Below are 19,382 nucleotides of genomic sequence, written 5' to 3' on the forward strand. Positions count from 1 at the left end.
CTCTTATTACATCTTTTCAGGCATCTCTATACCTAGTAGCCCTACGGCATTCTTCAATACTTCACTTGTAAGATAGGAGAGCAACAACCTTTGATGCCTAATAGCATCATCAGGCTCATTGAGAATGGAGTGATCGTGATAAAACTGGTTGAATTGCTTACCCAGGTCATAAGCATAGCTGGCAATTAGACTTGGGTTAAGCTCCGCACCCGCCTGCTTTACTACCTCACCAAATTCATTGAGTCGCTTCACCAGCTCCACCTCTTTAGGCAAGAGCTCTGCCACCTGTTGTGTAGCATGAAAATCCATACCCTCTGCCTTACGCATGATGCTCTGAATACGAGCATAAGTATACTGTATGAATGGACCAGTATTACCATTGAAGTCAATGGACTCCTTAGGATCGAAGAGCATATTCTTACGTGGCTCTACCTTCAGCAAGAAATACTTCAAAGCACCAAGGCCCACCTTGCGAGCCATCTCCTGTCGCTCCTCCTCCGACATATCAACTGCCCGTCCTTGACCTTCAGATGCCTCTAAAGCGGTATCAATCATCCGATCCATTAGGTCATCTGCATCCACTACAGTACCTTCACGGCTTTTCATCTTGCCATCTGGAAGCTCCACCATTCCATAGGAGAAGTGCTTCAAGTCCTTTCCAAAGGAATAGCCTAACTTATCAAGAATGATAGAAAGCACCTGGAAGTGATAGTCCTGCTCGTTACCTACCACGTAGATCATTTGGTCAATAGGATAGTCTTGATACCTTAGCTTGGCAGTTCCAATGTCTTGAGTGATGTAGACAGAGGTACCATCCGCACGCAAGAGTATCTTCCGGTCGTAGCCCTCTGGTGTAAGGTCAGCCCAAACCGATCCATCAGGATCTTTCACAAAAAGCCCCTCATCGAGACCCCTTAGCACCTCCCGCTTACCGACTAGATAGGTATCACTCTCATAATAGATCTTATCAAAGTCTACCCCTAGCCTGCGATAGGTTTCATCAAAGCCGTCATACACCCAGGTATTCATACTCTTCCAAAGGGTACGCACCTTCTCATCACCTGCCTCCCATTTCTTGAGCATTGCTCTAGCCTCCTGCATAAGGGTGCTCTCTCGCTCCGCTTCTTCAGGGGTAAGCCCCTTTGCTTCAAGCTCCTTTAGCTCTGCTTTATAGTGCTTATCAAATAGCACATAGTAATTACCTACTAGGTGGTCGCCCTTCAAATGAGAGCTTTCTGGCGTCTCACCATTGCCCCACTTCTGCCATGCCAACATAGACTTGCAGATATGGATTCCCCGGTCATTGACAATATTTGTCTTCACCACCCGCTTGCCATTGGCCTCCAATATCTTTGAGATGCTATAACCAAGCAGATTATTTCGGATATGCCCAAGATGAAGTGGCTTATTGGTGTTTGGCGATGAATACTCCACCATGTAAAGAGGTGAATCATTAGTGACCTCCTCAAAGCCATAGTTCTTCACCTTTTTCATCTCCTCTATCTGGCTAGCGAAGAGAGCGGGTTGAAGCTCAATATTCAAAAAACCTTTCACAACGTTATATCCCTTGCAGATAGTGCCGAACTTCTCCACAAGTGCATTGCCCACTTCAGTAGCAGTTGCCTCAGGAGCTTTCTTACTCTGACGCAGGTAAGGAAATACTACAAAGGTATAATCACCCTCAAACTCCTTTCTTGTCGGAGCTACCGACACAGAGCTCTCAGATACCCCATAAAGGGAATTAAGTACGTCGCAAAGTGCATTACTCAGCTTTGTTTCTATACTTGTATACTTCATCTTATTATATCAGTTTATTCGTTTCTGTATCAGGGAAAATTACCACAGGCTTATACGAGGCTGCCTCTTCCTCCGTCATCAATGCATAAGATATTATCAGTGCAATATCTCCAGGCTGAAAATGGCGAGCAGCAGCTCCATTAAGGCATATCACGCCGCTTCCTCTTTCGCCTTCTATTACATAAGTCTCTATTCGAGCCCCATTATTGTTGTTGACCACCTGTACCTTTTCATTAGGCAAAAGGTGGGCCGCCTCCATCAGGTCAAGATCTACCGTAATGCTACCAACGTAATTGAGATTGGCATCCGTCACTCTCACACGGTGGATCTTGGATTTCATCATATTTAATAGCATATTGTTTCTGCGTCTAAATGTAGTTGTCGCTATATTCACACAAAGATAACCAAATATAGCTATATATTGACTAGCAATTGCACTGAAAGTTTTGCCTGTCCAATATAATGGGTCATTAAATCAAGTAATCAAAGAAAAGGGCTGTGTCAATAAGCTTTGACACAGCCCTAAGTATATAGGAAAACTAGTTTTTACTAGTATCACTTTGCAAAGGCAACTGCCCTTGTCTCGCGTATCACAGTAATCTTCACTTGTCCTGGATAGGTCATCTCATCTTGAATTCTCTGAGCGATCTCTCCCGATAGCTGCTGTACCTGCCCATCATCCATCTTATCCGCTCCTACAATCACACGAAGCTCACGACCAGCTTGGATAGCATAAGTCTTTATTACACCTGGATAAGATAGCGCCAATTTCTCAAGGTCATTGAGACGCTTTACATACGCTTCGGCAATCTCACGCCTTGCTCCTGGTCTTGCACCACTAATAGCATCACAAGCCTGCACAATAGGAGCAATCAGTGTCTCCATCTCAACCTCTTCGTGGTGCGAACCGACGGCATTACATACATCAGGCTTCTCCTTGTACTTCTCACAAAGCTTCATACCCAAGATAGCGTGAGGTAGCTCAGGCTCCTCATCGCTCACCTTGCCAATATCATGCAACAGGCCAGCACGCATTGCCTTCTTCGGATTCAGTCCAATTTCACTAGCCATCACGGCACAAAGATTGGCAGTCTCTCTAGCGTGCTGAAGTAGATTCTGGCCATAGCTAGAGCGATACTTCATCTTACCAACAAGACGAACCAACTCGGGGTGCATACCATGGATGCCGAGGTCAATCATCGTACGCTTACCAGTCTCGATAATCTCATCCTCAATCTGGCTCTTTACCTTGGCAGCCACCTCTTCAATACGTGCTGGGTGGATACGCCCGTCCTGAACAAGCTGATAAAGAGTCAAGCGAGCAATCTCTCGACGAACAGGGTCAAAGCAACTCAATACAATCGCCTCAGGAGTATCATCTACAATTACCTCCACCCCTGTGGCGGCTTCAAGAGCACGTATATTACGCCCCTCTCTCCCGATGATACGGCCCTTCATCTCATCATTTTCGATATGGAAAACCGTCACGGCATTCTCAATCGCAGTCTCAGTGGCAATACGCTGAATACTCTTTACCACCAGCTTTTTAGCCTCCTGATTAGCAGTCATCCGAGCCTCCTCTACAATCTCATTGACATAGGCAGCGGCACTTGCACGAGCTTCATCACGAATACTCTCTACCAACTGAGCCTTGGCATCCTCTGCGGAAAGACCACAGATCTGCTCCAGCTTCTTTTCCGCCTCTAGCTTCATCTTGGAGAGCTCCTCTTGCTGCTGCTCTGTGGCTAGTATCTGTTGTTGCAACTGTGTCTCTAGCTTCGCCACCTCAGATGCTTTCGCATTCAGATCACTCTGCTGCTTATTGAGTTGTTGCTCTCTATTTTTTAGTTTAGTATCTTGGCTTTGAATACGAGCATCAGCGCTCTGCACCTTGCTCTTCCACGCCGATATCTCCTGCTCTAGCTCAGTGCGTTTCTGTAGAGCCTGCTCCTTCACCTCCAAGAGCCGATCCTTACGGAGTATCTCTATATCTTCCTTAGCCTGTTCAATATAGCTATTCTTCTCCTCCTTAGCTCGTTCTGTGAGCGTCTTCCAAATGTTTTTCCAAAGGATTACACCGCCAATAGCCAATACGGCAAGTGCAATCACCACTGCGATGATTATCTGCATTTTATTCCACTACTAATATATCCACAAAACCTGCTTTTATGCCTTTCGAATTGTGGCAGTAGGTAACAACACTTATCGCTCCGCACAAGCTAGATAGACTCCTCTAGGGAGCTATTGAGACGATTCAGACGCTCCTCAAGCTTTAGCTCACTTTGCTCCTTTCGAAGCCGCTGAAGCTCATTAGCAATATCTAGTGCTACATAACTCAGGAGCTGTTCTCTAGCAACGTGTGGCATCTCAACCCGATAGCGCTCAATGACAGCATTCACCTCATCAGCCGCTCTCCTTAGAGACTGCTCATACTCGGGCGACCTTGGTATGGAGAGGGTCATCCTAACACCTCCAACACGGAGATTAATATCCCAAACGCTAGTGGTATTATGCTCGACCTTATCGCCCATATAGCATTTATATTTTGCCCCTAAGGGCATTGTTACCTATCCTACAATTACTCAATCCGACCATCCAGCAGAGTAATACATTCGTCTATCACCTTAGTGATATCATCCAGCTCTTTTCCCAAGCCTTCCAAAGCTTTTCTTCCTTCAGAGGATGGAGTAGTGACCACTGTAGCGATAGACAGACTTTGCTCCAGTCTTCTAATTTTCTCCTCTTGAGCTTTCTGCTTAGCCAGTAAAGCATCACACTCCTGGCGTTTCATTTCAAGTGCATTTCGCATCTCACCATACTTCCGTATCAGTGTAGCGACCCGTAACTCCAGCTCAATAAGCTGGTCGTAAGCACTGCTCATGCGTATTTCAGAACTCTCAAATGAAGTGAACAATCAAATATCTGTGCAACTCTTAGCAAATCTACATAAAATAAATAGTTGTAGCAAGAAGTACCCCCAATATTTTTAGCTATCAATGCGAATTCAGTGAAAATTAAATATCCACTGTACATTTTATTTCTCAATCGACCTAATAGTAGCTATAATTTGGTTACATTTGCACTTTGATATGTTATGTATTTGCTAAATATATATTGAGATGAAAGAGAGTGTTGAGGTAGGCGGATTACAATTCACCCCCTACCTATCAGAGGAAGAGTTACAACCTGAGGTGGCACGAATGGCTCAGGAGATCATGAGAGATCACGGGGCATCCAACCCGCTGTTTGTCTCCATCCTCAATGGTGCATTTATGTTTACCGCTGAGCTGGCTCGTCAACTCGATTGTGAGTTCGACATTGCCTTTGCCAAATACTCCTCATATGCGGGGCTCTGCTCAACGGGCACCCTCAATGAGATCATGAAGCCAAATATCTCTGTAGAGGGAAGGGTGGTCATCATCCTTGAAGATCTAGTAGATACTGGCTTCACCGTCACCGAGTTGCGAAAGCTCTATATGGAGCGAGGGGCAAAAGAAGTACACGTAGCTGCCATGCTCTCCAAGCCTGGTGCACTAGCTGATTGTGCTCTACCGGCTGAGTATGTGGGTCGTGAGATTCCTAATGATTTCATCGTTGGTTGTGGTCTAGACTACAATGGTGGAGGGCGTATGCTAAGAGACATCTACGTCCTCAAGAAATAAACTAAATATCTTCATTTAAATCAATCAAAGCATTATGCTAAACTTGTTATTATTCGGTCCTCCAGGCTCTGGAAAAGGCACTCAAAGTGAGTTGCTAGCCGAGCACTATGGGCTAGAACACATTTCCACCGGCGACCTACTCCGGGAAGAGGTGGCAAAGGGTACGGAATTGAGCCAGGATATTGAAGCTCTAATATCAGTGGGGAAGTTGGTGCCCGACCACTTGATACTTGACTTGCTTTTCAAGCACATCAACCAAATGGATGGCAAAAAGGGACTAATCCTTGATGGCTTCCCTCGCACTTACCATCAGGCAGAGGAATTAGTAAAGGAATTCAATGCCCGCCAATGGCCAATTCCACTCCTTGTCGCACTGGATGTAGAGGAGGAGGAACTACTAGAGCGACTACTGGAGCGCGGCAAGGTTTCTGGTCGAAGTGATGATCATGAAGAAACCATTCGCGGTAGATTCAAAGTTTACCACGAGCAATCAGAGCCTGTGATCCAGTTTTTCAAAGAGAGTCATAGCCCTATGATTGAGATAGAAGGTGTAGGAGCTATTGATGAGGTAACTGCAAATCTGGTCAGAGGGATAGACCAATTCATTAAAGAGTCAAACAATTAAGCTTATAATACAATGGCCGAATCCAACTTCGTGGACTATGTAAAGCTCGTCTGCCGATCAGGCAGAGGAGGTGCTGGGTCTTCACACTTCCGACGCGAGAAGTTTGTTCCCAAAGGAGGCCCCGATGGTGGAAATGGCGGACGTGGTGGCCATGTATACATTCGGGGTAACCGAAATTACTGGACACTAATCCACCTACGGTACGACCGACATATCTTTGCCACTGATGGTGCACATGGCGGCGCCAAAAATAGTACCGGCAAGGATGGCAAGGACGTCTATATAGATGTGCCACTGGGTACTGTGGTTTATGATGCCGATACGGGTGACTATATCTGCGAGGTACGCGAACACGATGAGGTGATCATGCTACTAGAGGGCGGAATGGGTGGACTAGGCAACACCAACTTTGCCACTGCCACCAACCAAGCCCCTCGCTATGCACAGCCAGGGCAACCAAGTAGGGAAATGACCGTAGTGATGCAGCTCAAGATGCTGGCCGATGTAGGATTGGTAGGCTTCCCCAATGCGGGCAAGTCCACCCTACTATCCATCGTCTCTGCTGCTAAGCCAAAGATTGCCGACTACCCATTTACCACTCTTGAGCCCAATCTCGGGATTGTCAATTATCGTGATGGCCGCTCCTTTGTGATGGCCGATATCCCCGGTATTATCGAAGGTGCTTCAGAGGGAAGAGGACTAGGTCTTCGCTTCCTAAGGCATATTGAGCGCAACTCCGTGCTCCTATTCATCATCCCCGCCGACACTGCAGATATCGCAAAGGAGTACCAGATCCTGCTTAATGAGCTTCAGCAATACAATCCCGAACTGATGGCAAAGAATAAGATCCTAGGCATCTCCAAAGCCGACCTTATCGATGAGGAGCTTCAAGAGCTGCTGATGCCAACACTTCCTGAAGGGGTTGAGCATGTCTTTTTCTCCGCAGTCACTGGCAAAGGGGTTCAAGAGCTAAAGGACCTCATCTGGCACAGCATCACGGTCAATAACTTCCACGATGTTAGCCCCTTGGTACAGCAGAATATGCACCTTACACTCTCGGGCATAGACTTTGATGAGGACACCCTCTACTACAAAGAGGAAACCGACGAAGAGGTTGATGACAATGCTGGCGGTCGGATGCTAGACGAAGACCCTTGGCACTAATGACACATGTCTATATTATGCATAGGGCGGTAGAGTTTCTACCGCCCTATTTTTGTGTGAATACTCAAACTATAACTTTGGCAAATCCTCACTAAAATCATTCAAAAACGTTGTCCGATGCTCATCAAATCTAAACAATGTCATATAGACTGGAACTCCATAATCCTCCTTTGTAATAGGGGTATCGCAATACTTCATTATAATGTCAATAGGATTAATATGAGGAGAGTGATTTAGGACTTTTGCTTTTCCACTATTATTCACACGAATTTCTGAAGTATAGAGAAGAGCTTTTGATTTATTATCAAGCTTATCAAAGCCGTGTTTAATTGCCCCCTCAAGTGCTAACTTAACCTCTAGCTCCTCTTGATTACTACAAACCACAAACATAGCGTCACGACCATAGATCACACGCTCTACAACTCCTAACTGATCATTCCATTCAACAGGATCATTGTCACTGTTTTCATACACAAAGTACAATCCAGCGAAATCATAAAACCATCTTCGAATCTCGTAATAATATATGGACTTATGAGCGGGCAATAATTGATTTATCGCAAAAAACTGCTTTAGATCCACTATCTGACCATATGTATAATGGATAAAGTTGAAGTTTTTTCTTTCCCTACCACCAGCTAAAAATCGCATAGTTGTATGCTTGCTTTGGCTACCATATTTTTCACCTATATATTTCTGATAGCTTTGCATATCCTCCTTATTCGCAAGTAGGTTCTTTTCCACAATATCTCCAAAGATTGGACCTCCTATGGTCACCATTGGAGGGCGAGGATTTGGCACCATACGTGGCACTCTTTTATTGAGATCATTTAGTTCAATTAGACCCCCAACAAAAATATTCTCTGGGTCTAGTATTTTAATAAACCATTCACCATCATAGCTAGCATTAACCACTGCCCCCTCACTTCTTTGAGGTATCAAAGTAATAGCTCCCAAAGTGCAAACGACATACGTAATGAGCTTTCTAAACCTAATTCTTTTCATAGCTATATTAATTACCTGAGGTCTCTTTCTTGAATGAAACAATAATATGAGTCCAATAAAACGAACCAGTCTCATACCTTGGAAGTTCGGACTCATCACGCATAGTGTAACTCGTTCCTTGAGCGAGAAACTGTCTATAGTTCTCCGTGTAAACGATATGGAAGAAAGTTACAGGCAACTCCAACTCACCATTCGCATTTATATTTACAGTGATAGGGATCTGACTCGTTTTGTCTTCAAAAACTTGTTGTAGCTGATTGGCATTTGAATTGACAACCTTCATCTTTTCTACAAGTCCGTAACGTTTGTCTATAAATAACGAGTCTTTGTCTATCGTTATTGAAGCAGGTATGCCGAATTCAGCACGTTCGCCCCACATCTCTTTGACGGCTTCCATTGTGTGGTCTTTCTCCTCCTTCTTACCGTCCTCTATCACAAAAGAAGCAACAACTCTCTCAAATGAGGGAACATAGGTACCAGAGAGAAGATCTTCTTCGATCTCAGGCGTTGGTGTTGGAGGAACTTTGTTATCTTTCTCTTTACACCCAAAGCATAATCCTAAGATTAAAGCTATGACTTGTAACGTTAACAACAATTTTTTCATAAGCTAAACATATCTAAAAAATGGACTTTTATGAAAGGTATGTGAAACTGATTTTTCATTAGCTTCCCATTGGTATTGGTAGATTGATTGCATTGGAGATAGTGGTGCTGGACCACTTTGAGAATATTGATAATAATCTGATCCGACATATATCATGGGTTTATAATCAACATTTCTTAGACACACTAACTCCTCGTTATCATCGCTATCAATTAATATTGCGGGCCAATTATTGTAATCGGGGTAGTAATGCTTCTCTGTATGACATCGTGTAACTCTAAATTCGATATCGGGTTTTGGAAAAGCCTTTTTCGTCTTTTCCCTATCTCTATAAAATGAAAGATAAATATCACTGGAAGAGGACGAATATAACCCCTTATCATCAGAATAGCCTCTTGATTCAGCACGATCAACACTTACAAATAAAGGTTCTATATAGATAGTATTCTCAATCTCAAGTTCCACAATTTCATGTGAATTTGCATAAGCAAAGGTACATGAAATTGGAACCCCATAAGCTTCTTCTGTAAAGCGAGATTTATATATCATTTCAAGGAATTCAGCATAGCCATTTATTGAATGAACAGTATAATTACTATCTCCACCGATCACTAAAAGCTTAAATTCGGTTTCATTAAAGAATTGCTCCTCTTCCCTCGTCAATTTTTCTTTTCCTGATTGAAAAATTCTACTGAACTCCTTAGAAATACACTTCTTAGCAAATATATAATCTTCATCGGTTTCAAATACAAGAATCCCCATCCTGCCATAGGTTACCGAATTCACATAAACAGGTTCGTAAGAAGAGCTACCTTTAACAGTTGTATCACTTAGAGGCTCAATATCCGTATTTACGGTAAAGGCAGATTGATAAAACTTCACATACATCCCAGTGCTCTTAACTATTCGATTTCTCAACTCGGTTGACTGTTCTTTCCTTGATGAAAAAAGCCCCCGAACATCTACATTGGCACCTAGTGCAGTTTTTATCTCATCAAAAAAAGTGAATCTAGCTTGATGAAACATAAACTTTTCGGACTGAGCGAAAGACCCATCTCTAACCATCTCCTTGACATAGTCATTCAGCTTGGAATAAGAAGGGTTCTCAATTACTTTAGAGGTGCTTTTAGCATATGTATGAGTTAAAGAAGAAGATACCGTAATTGGTCTTCTATTCGGGAGTATAATTGGCTTAAACTTTTGTTCATTAATACTATTTCCCTCAAGAATAGAACCAGGATAAATACAGCTCTGACCATATAGAATGATCGGATTAATCGTCTTAACCACCATCTTCTTATTAAAGAAGCTTTCGTCATCTGGATTAAGTGATCTTAGACCATTATTCACACTGCTTTTAAAATTATACTCATTTAACAAACGATTATATAACTCATCACCCATATATGTATATGAAGAATCTACGTGAATAACAGATGGATACTTCTCCAACCTGAGAGATTGTAATTCATTTTCCACACCCATAGATGTTTCTGTGCAAGAGAGAAAAGCTAAACTACAAACAAGTAGCATACCACTCACTCTAGTAATATTTATTATGCTCATAAAAATACTATAATTCTACTGTTGAGACAAATAAGGCGTTATCTTTAGCATATGCTCCAGAAAAGGAAATAGGCACACCATATACTTCGTTTGTGTAAACTCCTCCATTAATAATATAATCTTCAAAAGCATCAAATCCCCTAACAGTAGCTACTTGTCCATCTCCGAAGCCCCCAACGATACAAATTACAATATTTGCCTTGGAAAGAATCTCCTTATGCTGTACATCAAGATTCAATTCTCCATCGACAACTTTAGCCTTAAAGGCAGCTCTCACTGCCAACGATAGTTTGCTATAATCAACATCGGACTCCACCAAAATAATGCCTTTTCTCCCGTAATTTATTAGGTTAATATAAACTGGATTAACGCCAAGAAACTTTCTTTTGACCTCCTCATTTTTGAAAATATTACCATCTTCAGGAAAATCCATAATCACGTTAAAATAGGTTTGCCCGAAATCAATATACATAGCTGTATTATGCGAAAGAGCGACTTCGTCACTTTTACCTTCAATATGAAAAAAGCTACCTATCGCAACTTTTGCACCAAAGGCTATATTAAGTTCTTTATAGCTATATATTTGCTTAAATCTATACATAAATCGCTGCGATTGTTTACCTGAAAAGTTCTTCCCATTTGTCGCTTTAACTATAGTCTCTCTCAAGCTAGCGAGAGTGGGTTTAATAACATAAGTTTCTGCTGGGAAAGAAAACGATATACGTATTGAATCCTTACAATCTAAAGAGCTACCAACAGGTTTCAACAATCCATTCAAGATAGACTTTTCCTCAAGAACCGAGCCAAGAAAGATTGGAGTTTCAACTACTACAACAGGATAATAAAACTCATAAACTGAACGTAGTAAGTTCGGATTAGTGATCCTATGTTCTATGCCATTAACGAGCTCGTAAGCTTCGTCATACCACAGATTACTACCTACAGTCTGTTGGTTTAATACTTGAATATCATCCTCAGCTAAGTAGCTCCTTTGCGTGCAACTCAAGCAAAGAGGTATTAGAGCGATCATAGTGATTAGGTTTGTTGCTTTCATATAGACAGAGGTTAAAAATGATTAATAAAAAAACGACTCTACGGCAAAGGTAGCTATTTAATTTCAATAATACAAATTTAATAGCATTAACATTCACAGAAAGATGGCACTTAGCATTATTTCTACAAGAACGGTCCTTCATTCAAAGATTCATTTTTATAGGCGGATATGTACCGCTCCCGTCTGCGGGTCAAACTCAATTTGGTCCGAGCTAAAGAGTTGCTGGATTAAATGGCTCTCCTTCATCTCAGAAGTGGGAAGGGTAGTCAGTTGTTGATTGTGAATCAGCATAATTCGGTTGCAGAGCTGTAGAGCAACATCCAAATCATGAGTACTAAAGACGATCACCTTTTGTCGCTCCGAAGAGAGTCTCTTAAGAAGTAGCGCTAGATCGTACCGGTTAGGCAGGTCGAGAAAAGCTGTCGGCTCATCTAGCAGGATTACTGGCGTATCTTGGGCTAAAGCCCTTGCAATCATCACTCGTTGATTTTCCCCATCACTGATCTGGCTCACATACCTATGAGCAAGGTGGGAGATACCCACTAGTTCCAGCGACTCCTCCACCACCGCTCTATCATGATTAGAGAGGCGCCCCATTCTATTCGTGTAAGGACTTCTCCCCAAGCCCACCACCTCAAAAGCGGTCAGCTGAGGCGCTCTACTTCTTCGGGTGGTCACGACACTCATCAGCCTAGCTCGTTGCGACTCACTCAGCTGATGGATAGGTTGCCCACCCACTAGCACTGTCCCCGATAGCAGGGGGAGCAGACCAGCAAGATGTCTTAAAAGCGTACTCTTACCCGCACCATTTCTTCCCAATAATGCCACAAGGTCGCCACTCTCCAATAGTGCATTGGCACCCTCGACCAAAGGAGTTTGATACCCCACCGAGACCTCTTTCAGCTCTACCTTCATCGCTTGGATAATTGGCTAAAGACCACCTTTAGAATAATAGGAATACCCAATAAAGCCGTAACCGAGTTAATCGGTATCACTAGCCACTTAGCAATCATATCGCAGAGTAGCATAGCAATTCCACCCATAAGCATTGTAGCAGGGAGCAAAACCGCATGATCGGAAGTGCGAAAGATATAGCGTGTGGCATGAGGCATCGCCAGACCAATAAAACCAATCGGGCCGCAGTAAGTCGTCACCGTACCAGCCATCAACGTAGTAGCACCAAAAACCATCATACGTGTCCGCTTTCGATTCATGCCCATCGTTTGAGCATACTCGTCACCCAGCAATTGCAGATTGAGCGACTTGACAGAGAGGAAGGAAAGCATAAGCCCCACCACCATCACAGGAATCAATAACTGCAGATGGCTACGAGTAATACTTGAAAAAGAACCAAGACTCCAAAGCGTGTAGAGCTTGAGCTGCTCCGCACTCGAATAGTACTGGAGTATCTGAATGATAGAGGAGACAATATAGCTCAGCATCACGCCGACCACCAGCACCCCAAAGATATTGGCTATCTTACGGCTCAGCATCAAGATCAGAAAAAGCACCAAGAGTGCACCCAGCCATCCAGCACCTAGGACACCAAAGTCCAGTACCCACTGTGGCACCGCACTCCCTAGCAGTGGAACGCCCAGCATAAAGAGTGCCACACCAAGGCTCGTACCCGAACTAACCCCCAAGATATAGGGATCGGCAAGAGGGTTTTCAAACATCGTCTGCATCATCAACCCACAGACCGGTAGAGAAATCCCAACGATCAAAGCCACCAATACCCGCGTGAGCCTCACCTTGGTGATGATATACCCTACCCCTTCATTACCACCTCCTAGGAAAGCCTGTATCACCTCGCTAGGAGTACACAGCACATCCCCCACCAAAAGGTCGCCAATAAAGAATAGCAACAGTAGCAGGATAAGTACCACAAAGTAAGCCCCTCGCCTAGACATCACTCCACAGCTATATGACGGTAAAAGTAAAGAGTATGCTCCTGAAGCTCTGGATGAAAGATCTCTATTAAGTCTTTAAGGATCAGGTCGGGACGAACAATCCCCTCTTGATAATAGGCTGTACCACCAGCCTCAGAGATAATCGCATTATTATTGTAGAGATGATCCAATTGGATGGGGCGAATCTCCTTGGCATGCGTCCGCAATACCTCAGGGAGCTCTTTGTAGCTGGTTGCCATGCCAAGTCCAATCCAGTAATCAGCCTTAGAGAGTTTTTCCAACGCCTCCTCCATACCAATATGCGACACATCTCCAACCTCTTTCTCGCCAGTCTCAGGGATAGCCCCTGCATCTCTGATGAGCGAAGCGGTCACACTCTGCGTCGCAGGCAATACCCACACATCGTTGAATGGAGTATTGAGCATCACCCGAGGTCGCTCCTCCTCAGGCACATTGGCAGCAATAGCCAATGCCTCTTGATAGTTGTGCACTATCTGTTGGAAGCACGAGATCCCCTTCTCTCGTTGGTCAAGAATCTCGGCAAACATAATCACCCACTCACTCTTTCCCAAAGCTGAAGGTTCCAAATAAGCACCACTATATATATAAGGTATCCCCAGCTCCTCCAACTTATCGGTCATAAGTGTTTCGGCATCAGAGACTCCGTAGCAAAAGACCACATCCGGACGCAACCCCACAAGGGTTTCATACTGTATCTGCTCACCTAAGTCTACCACCCCATTCTTAGGGTCGGTAAGATAATCATTAATCAGATACTGCAGCCCACTAACACCCACCACTCTCCGCTCATAGCCGAGGTACTCCAGCATCCCCACATGCGTAGTTGATAGTGCTACCAATCGTTCTGCACCCGCCTTCACCACCTGACCGGTAAAACCTTCAGGTGCTTTCTCTCCATTTCGCTCCACATAAGTATCCATCACCACTCCACTAGCTCCCTGCCAAGGGTTGGTAATTCTGATGATCGTACTCTCCTGCCCTTCAATCGAATAGATAGTAAAGCCAGTAGCATATTCAGGAGTATACAGAGGGGTCAGCAGCTCCTCATAGCTCTTCGACTCCTTTCCACAAGCAAAGAGCAAGCAGGCAATCAGATAAATGGATAGATGTCTCAGTTTCATAGTTAAAGATATTTTTGGGAGTTGATGAAATAGTTCAGATAAAGTTCTGCGGATAGTTAAGGGATCATCTTCTTAAAGTGATCCCATAGATTAATCAGCAAATAAAGTCCTAGTGCCAATGCCAAGCCACTAAAGCTCCACAGGATCACCCCCACTATCGCCACAGCAACCACCACTCCTATACGAGTCAGGTGTCCAGCTCTACTCATGGTGGTAGAACCCTTAAGGGAAAACATAGGGATCTCCGATATCAATAGGTAGGAGAGGAGCAATACCACAATCCCATAGAGGGGGTAGACCTTGTACTTAATAGTCAGGGGCACGGTACTAATCACACCGGCATTCGTCAAAGTATAATAGGCGAGCCCAGCAAGGAAAAGTGCATTGGCTGGTGTAGGAAGCCCAATAAAAGAGACCGTCTGGCGCGTATCGTGATTAAACTTTGCCAGTCGATAGACCGAGGCAGGCACCACCACCAGAGCCAGCTCTGGTAGAGGGAAGTTGATCGCCTCAAGTGCCACCGTCATCATCATAGAAGGCGCCACCCCAAAGGAGATCACATCGCAAAGCGAGTCAATATCCTTGCCCAGAGGTGAGAAAGCTTGGAGCTTTCTCGCGGTAAAGCCATCAAAGAAGTCCATCACCGCCGCCAAAAGCATAAAGATAATTGCCGTAAATAAGTCGCCATACTTCAGGGCATAGTAGGTCGCCAAGGTGCCAAAAAAGGCATTGCCTAGGCTGATGAGATTGGGGATATGCTTACGAATCTTCATGATCTACTGATATACACATTAGCTTTGGCTCTGATCCACCTTAGGCAAGACCGCCATCAGCGTCTCATTACCCCAAACCACCTGACCGAGCTCCACTTTAATCTCACTCCCCAGTGGTAGGAAAAGATCCACCCGCGAACCGAACTTGATGAAGCCAAGTGGCTCATCCGTCTCGTATCGCTCACCCACCTCGGCATAAGTGATGATACGCCTTGCCACTGCACCAGCTATCTGACGCACCAGTACCTGCTGCCCATGCTCCGTCTGGATCAAAATGGTACTCCGCTCATTCTCCACACTACTCTTAGGTAGGTTAGCACTCATAAAGCGCCCATTATGGTGGTCAAGATAAGTCACCTTACCAGCAATTGGAAACCACTGAGCATGCACATTGAAGATGGTCATAAAGGTAGAAATCTGAATGCAATCGCACTTTAGGATTTCGGGCTCATAGACACGCTCTATCACCACAATCTTACCATCGGTAGCCGCCAGCACCGCACGAGGGTCAGTAGACTGCTGCTTACGCTTTGGGAATCGATAAAAGTTAAAGGAGAGCCCTAGCAAGATCACCACACAAACCAGCCAAATCCAAAAAGGCACCTTCGACTCTACAAGGATATAGAGGAACACCAATGAGAGTCCCAAGAGTACGGTAGCTCCCACCAAAAAGGCTAGCCCCTCCGTATGAACACGCAATAAGCGCTTTTCACGCTTCGACATAAACCAAATACTTATATAGGCACTATGCCCAATTGATTACTTAAAAGTCCACTTAAGACCCACGGTAGGAAGCACGTAAAACTTATCTGGGGCCAGCATACTGTAGGAGACCTTCACCTCTGTACCAAGGCTCAAATTAAAGTCATCGTGGACACCGACAAACTGATTGAGATTTACCCAAAACTGAGGCTCTGCAAGGAAATTTACCCCACTCTTCACCCCCTCAAGGTTTTGAGTGCTTAGGGTGCCAAAGCCACAGAGTGTAAAGACACGGTTCCAGCTGGTCCAGCTCCAAGTGGTATGGAGGGTCATATTGTGAGGCTTCGCCCACCCTTGGTCATAGCGATACGCCATATTGACTCCAAGGTAAGTCTGACGTGCCACATCGCTATACTTCCATGCCACACCACCGAGGTAAGAGTGGTTGAAAGCGGTCTCGCTTCCTCTTGCCAATCCCCCATTATACTGGGTAAGGATATAGATTGGTGCCTTCCAAAACTTCGTATAGCGGTGTATCTGAGTATAAGCATTTTGCAGGTTACCATCCCCCATATTCATGTCCACGAATAAGAAGTTGCTACCCCACTTATCCGAAGATAGATGCTGGATCGTCACCAAATTGGCTGGAAGATGCCCCTCCTTCAGCTCCTCATAAAAATACTTACCTACAATATGGTGATACTCCACCTGAGTCTGTGCCTTAGCTACAGAAAAGAGCGATAGAAAAAGTACCGCTACTACTAGTTTAAGTTGAACTCTCATCTCTTGTACAATCATTAATTTAACATCTAAAAGCAAAGCTACAAAAAATATCACAGTTGCAGAGGCATAACTCCAACGCTTGCAGGAGTTACGCATTAGGAGTATATGTATAAGTTAATGACCCTATAAAATAGGAGGAAGTAGTGGTCCAAAAAGTCCATTTATAACAAACTGATATTCAATACTATATAAAAGATAAAACTGAGTTGCAACTAAGCGATCGGCGAGATGCAACTAAGCAAATGCCGAGATGCAACAAAGCAATTGCTTAGTTGCAACTAAACTTTTGGCCACTTAGCTGTTGCTTTTTTGGGCAGTTGTACGAAGACCAGCAGCCCCCTTATTTGTGGTATCGATTTATCCGTGGATGTTAATTATGAACTCAGAGTAACAATCTCCTTATTCATAGATACTCCGATAACTACCACTTACAAGACTATTCTAATGCGTAACCCCTGCCAACGCTTATGGGCGTTGGATTAGCCTACCTCATTTTATTTCTCTAAATTTGTAAAAAGTTTAGACCAGCAGGTCAATAGTTATAGAGATAGATAGAGCATGAACCCAAAAAGGATTTTAGTGACCGGTGGAATGGGCTACATTGGTAGCCACACTACGGTGGAGCTTCAGGCCGTGGGGTATGAGGTGATCATTGTAGACAACCTCTCCAACTCCAATCGTGAGGTACTGAATGGTATCAAAGCGATTTCGGGTGTGGAGCCAATATTTTACCAAGTAGACTGCAACGACCAAGCAGCGATGCGAGAGATATATGATCGTCACCGCCCAGATGGGGTGATTCACTTTGCTGCCAGTAAAGCGGTGGGCGAATCGGTAGAGAAGCCCCTCCTTTACTATCGCAATAATATCCTCTCGCTCATCGTGCAGCTGGAGCTGATGAAGGAGTTTGGCACCAAAGGGATCGTCTTCTCCTCCTCTTGTACGGTCTACGGTCAGCCTAAGGAGTTGCCCGTAACTGAGGAGGCACCTATCCTACCCGCCACTTCGCCTTATGGCAATTCAAAGCAGATCAATGAGGAGATCATTCGTGATACCATCCACTCTGGAGTGGACTTTAGAGCCATCTTGCTACGCTACTTCAATCCGATCGGTGCTCACCCATCGGCAGAGATCGGGGAGCTTCCACTTGGAGTCCCACAAAACCTCATTCCTTATTTAACGCAGACGGCAGCTGGCATTCGGAAGGAGCTGACGGTATTTGGGGACGACTACAATACACCCGATGGTTCTTGCATCCGCGATTATATCCATGTGGTGGACCTTGCGAAGGCACACGTGGTGGCAATTGATAGGCTACTAGAGGCTAAAGCAACTGAACCTCTGGAGGTATTCAACATCGGTACGGGGCGTGGAGCCAGTGTATTGGAACTGATCCATACCTTTGAAGAGGCAACCGGTGTAAAGGTGCCACATAAGATAGGGGCAAGACGAGAAGGGGACATAGAGCAGGTGTGGGCCGACCCAACTAAGGCGAATGAAGTACTTGGTTGGAGGGCACAGAGCACGCTCCAAGAGGCGCTAAAGAGTGCATGGAAATGGCAACAAAAAATCACTAAGCCATAAAACTAGAAAACAAAGAAACAAAACTACATAACAACACAACTTACAACAAGCAATGAGACCAAATGAATTTGCCGTTTTCTCGGGAACTAAGAGCCTATATCTTACCGAGGAGATTTGCAAGAGCTTAGACTGCGAACTAGGGAAAATGCGTGTAGATCGTTTCGCCGATGGCGAATTTGCGGTCTACTATGAGGAGTCGATCCGCGGAAAGGACATTTTCTTAGTACAGTCTACACAACCCACCACTGACAATCTGATGGAGCTCCTCCTGATGATTGACGCTGCCAAGAGGGCAAGTGCACACTATATTACTGCGGTTATCCCCTACTTCGGTTGGGCACGCCAAGACCGTAAGGATAAGCCTAGAGTATCTATCGGTGCCAAGCTCATCGCCGATCTACTCCAGACGGCTGGTATCTCTCGACTGATTACGATGGACCTACATGCCGACCAGATCCAAGGCTTCTTTGATGTGCCAGTGGACCACCTTTATGCCTCCAACATCTTCGTTGACTATGTAAAGGAGTTGATTGAGAAGAATGAGATTTCTCACGAAAACCTGGTGATTGCTACTCCTGACGTAGGAGGTACTAAGCGTGCCAACACCTATGCCAAGACTCTCGGGGTACCTCTCGTGATCTGTCATAAACTCCGTCTACGTGCCAATGTGGTAGCTGAGATGCGCATTATTGGCGATGTAGAGGGCAAGGACGTGCTACTAGTAGACGATATCGTAGATACTGCTGGCACAATGACCAAGGCTGCTAACCTGATGATAGAGAATGGTGCTCGCTCGGTAAGGGCACTCGCTAGCCACCCAGTGATGAGCGATCCTGCCACCTCCAGAATAGAGGAGAGTGCACTGAAGGAGATGATTTTCACCAATTCGATCCCTTACACCAAGGGTGGAGAGAAGATCAATTGTCGGTCAGTGGCTCCCATGTTTGCCGAGGCGATTCGTCGTGTGGTAGAGCATGAATCTATCAGTGACCTTTACTCTATGTAATCAAT

At 44.7% G+C, this 19,382-nt stretch carries 20 protein-coding genes; 5 read left to right on the forward strand and 15 right to left on the reverse strand.

Annotated features, from left to right (window positions below; all coding sequences use genetic code 11):
* Nucleotides 1-6 precede the first annotated feature (6 nt).
* From argS to MWL85_RS06225, 5 genes are all read right to left on the reverse strand, one after another.
* Nucleotides 7-1,797, reverse strand: a complete 1,791-nt coding sequence (argS, locus tag MWL85_RS06205; protein ID WP_018028918.1) for an arginine--tRNA ligase — start codon at nt 1,795-1,797, stop codon at nt 7-9.
* A 4-nt stretch (nt 1,798-1,801) separates the two neighbouring features.
* Nucleotides 1,802-2,152 carry an aspartate 1-decarboxylase gene (panD, locus tag MWL85_RS06210; protein WP_018028919.1) on the reverse strand — a complete coding sequence of 117 codons (351 nt, stop codon included), beginning with the start codon at nt 2,150-2,152 and terminating at the stop codon, nt 1,802-1,804.
* Nucleotides 2,153-2,352: 200 nt separating this feature from the next.
* Entirely contained in the window at nt 2,353-3,921 is a 1,569-nt protein-coding gene (gene rny, locus MWL85_RS06215; RefSeq protein ID WP_026161803.1) for a ribonuclease Y, read from the reverse strand.
* Between the two features lie 95 nt (nt 3,922-4,016).
* Nucleotides 4,017-4,328, reverse strand: coding sequence for a cell division protein ZapA (locus MWL85_RS06220; protein ID WP_018028921.1), 312 nt, complete (start codon nt 4,326-4,328; stop codon nt 4,017-4,019).
* A gap of 47 nt (nt 4,329-4,375) precedes the next feature.
* Nucleotides 4,376-4,678 (reverse strand): hypothetical protein, encoded by a 303-nt coding sequence (locus MWL85_RS06225; protein WP_018028922.1) that lies wholly within the window; start codon nt 4,676-4,678, stop codon nt 4,376-4,378.
* A 238-nt stretch (nt 4,679-4,916) separates the two neighbouring features.
* Between MWL85_RS06225 and MWL85_RS06230 the strand changes: the two genes are divergently transcribed.
* Genes MWL85_RS06230 through obgE form a run of 3 tightly spaced genes read left to right on the forward strand, consistent with a single transcriptional unit; the run spans nt 4,917 to nt 7,248 of the window.
* Nucleotides 4,917-5,459: a phosphoribosyltransferase gene (locus MWL85_RS06230; protein ID WP_244400082.1), complete on the forward strand. Its 543-nt coding sequence runs from the start codon at nt 4,917-4,919 to the stop codon at nt 5,457-5,459.
* A 34-nt stretch (nt 5,460-5,493) separates the two neighbouring features.
* Nucleotides 5,494-6,084 (forward strand): adenylate kinase, encoded by a 591-nt coding sequence (locus MWL85_RS06235; RefSeq protein ID WP_018028924.1) that lies wholly within the window; start codon nt 5,494-5,496, stop codon nt 6,082-6,084.
* 12 nt (nt 6,085-6,096) lie between these two features.
* Nucleotides 6,097-7,248 carry a GTPase ObgE gene (gene obgE, locus MWL85_RS06240; protein WP_018028925.1) on the forward strand — a complete coding sequence of 384 codons (1,152 nt, stop codon included), beginning with the start codon at nt 6,097-6,099 and terminating at the stop codon, nt 7,246-7,248.
* A 69-nt stretch (nt 7,249-7,317) separates the two neighbouring features.
* Here the strand turns inward: obgE and MWL85_RS06245 are convergent, their stop codons facing one another.
* The 10 genes from MWL85_RS06245 to MWL85_RS06290 form a co-directional block, all read right to left on the reverse strand.
* Nucleotides 7,318-8,253 carry a hypothetical protein gene (locus MWL85_RS06245; protein ID WP_021902746.1) on the reverse strand — a complete coding sequence of 312 codons (936 nt, stop codon included), beginning with the start codon at nt 8,251-8,253 and terminating at the stop codon, nt 7,318-7,320.
* Between the two features lie 7 nt (nt 8,254-8,260).
* Nucleotides 8,261-8,857, reverse strand: coding sequence for a hypothetical protein (locus MWL85_RS06250; RefSeq protein ID WP_021902747.1), 597 nt, complete (start codon nt 8,855-8,857; stop codon nt 8,261-8,263).
* Nucleotides 8,858-8,860: 3 nt separating this feature from the next.
* Entirely contained in the window at nt 8,861-10,342 is a 1,482-nt protein-coding gene (locus MWL85_RS06255) for a thiol-activated cytolysin family protein (protein ID WP_394802115.1), read from the reverse strand.
* 88 nt (nt 10,343-10,430) lie between these two features.
* Nucleotides 10,431-11,477, reverse strand: a complete 1,047-nt coding sequence (locus tag MWL85_RS06260; RefSeq protein ID WP_244400084.1) for a thiol-activated cytolysin family protein — start codon at nt 11,475-11,477, stop codon at nt 10,431-10,433.
* Nucleotides 11,478-11,633: 156 nt separating this feature from the next.
* The gene (locus tag MWL85_RS06265) at nt 11,634-12,392 is read right to left on the reverse strand and encodes an ABC transporter ATP-binding protein (RefSeq protein WP_244400085.1); all 759 of its coding nucleotides are present in this window, start codon (nt 12,390-12,392) and stop codon (nt 11,634-11,636) included.
* Nucleotides 12,389-13,387, reverse strand: coding sequence for a FecCD family ABC transporter permease (locus tag MWL85_RS06270; RefSeq protein ID WP_244400086.1), 999 nt, complete (start codon nt 13,385-13,387; stop codon nt 12,389-12,391). Before MWL85_RS06270 ends, MWL85_RS06265 begins: the two co-directional genes overlap by 4 nt.
* Nucleotides 13,387-14,529: an ABC transporter substrate-binding protein gene (locus MWL85_RS06275; protein ID WP_244400087.1), complete on the reverse strand. Its 1,143-nt coding sequence runs from the start codon at nt 14,527-14,529 to the stop codon at nt 13,387-13,389. Before MWL85_RS06275 ends, MWL85_RS06270 begins: the two co-directional genes overlap by 1 nt.
* A gap of 56 nt (nt 14,530-14,585) precedes the next feature.
* The gene (gene pssA, locus MWL85_RS06280) at nt 14,586-15,302 is read right to left on the reverse strand and encodes a CDP-diacylglycerol--serine O-phosphatidyltransferase (RefSeq protein ID WP_244400088.1); all 717 of its coding nucleotides are present in this window, start codon (nt 15,300-15,302) and stop codon (nt 14,586-14,588) included.
* Nucleotides 15,303-15,320: 18 nt separating this feature from the next.
* Entirely contained in the window at nt 15,321-16,001 is a 681-nt protein-coding gene (locus MWL85_RS06285; RefSeq protein ID WP_026161804.1) for a phosphatidylserine decarboxylase family protein, read from the reverse strand.
* A 60-nt stretch (nt 16,002-16,061) separates the two neighbouring features.
* On the reverse strand, nt 16,062-16,802 hold the full coding sequence (locus tag MWL85_RS06290) for a DUF5020 family protein (RefSeq protein WP_244400089.1): 741 nt from the start codon (nt 16,800-16,802) through the stop codon (nt 16,062-16,064).
* Between the two features lie 543 nt (nt 16,803-17,345).
* Here MWL85_RS06290 and galE point away from each other — a divergent pair.
* Nucleotides 17,346-18,371, forward strand: a complete 1,026-nt coding sequence (gene galE / locus MWL85_RS06295; RefSeq protein ID WP_244400090.1) for a UDP-glucose 4-epimerase GalE — start codon at nt 17,346-17,348, stop codon at nt 18,369-18,371.
* A gap of 52 nt (nt 18,372-18,423) precedes the next feature.
* Nucleotides 18,424-19,377: a ribose-phosphate pyrophosphokinase gene (locus MWL85_RS06300; protein WP_244400091.1), complete on the forward strand. Its 954-nt coding sequence runs from the start codon at nt 18,424-18,426 to the stop codon at nt 19,375-19,377.
* Nucleotides 19,378-19,382 lie beyond the last annotated feature (5 nt).

It is taken from the genome of Porphyromonas somerae (assembly GCF_022845615.1).
Classification (GTDB): domain Bacteria; phylum Bacteroidota; class Bacteroidia; order Bacteroidales; family Porphyromonadaceae; genus Porphyromonas_A; species Porphyromonas_A somerae.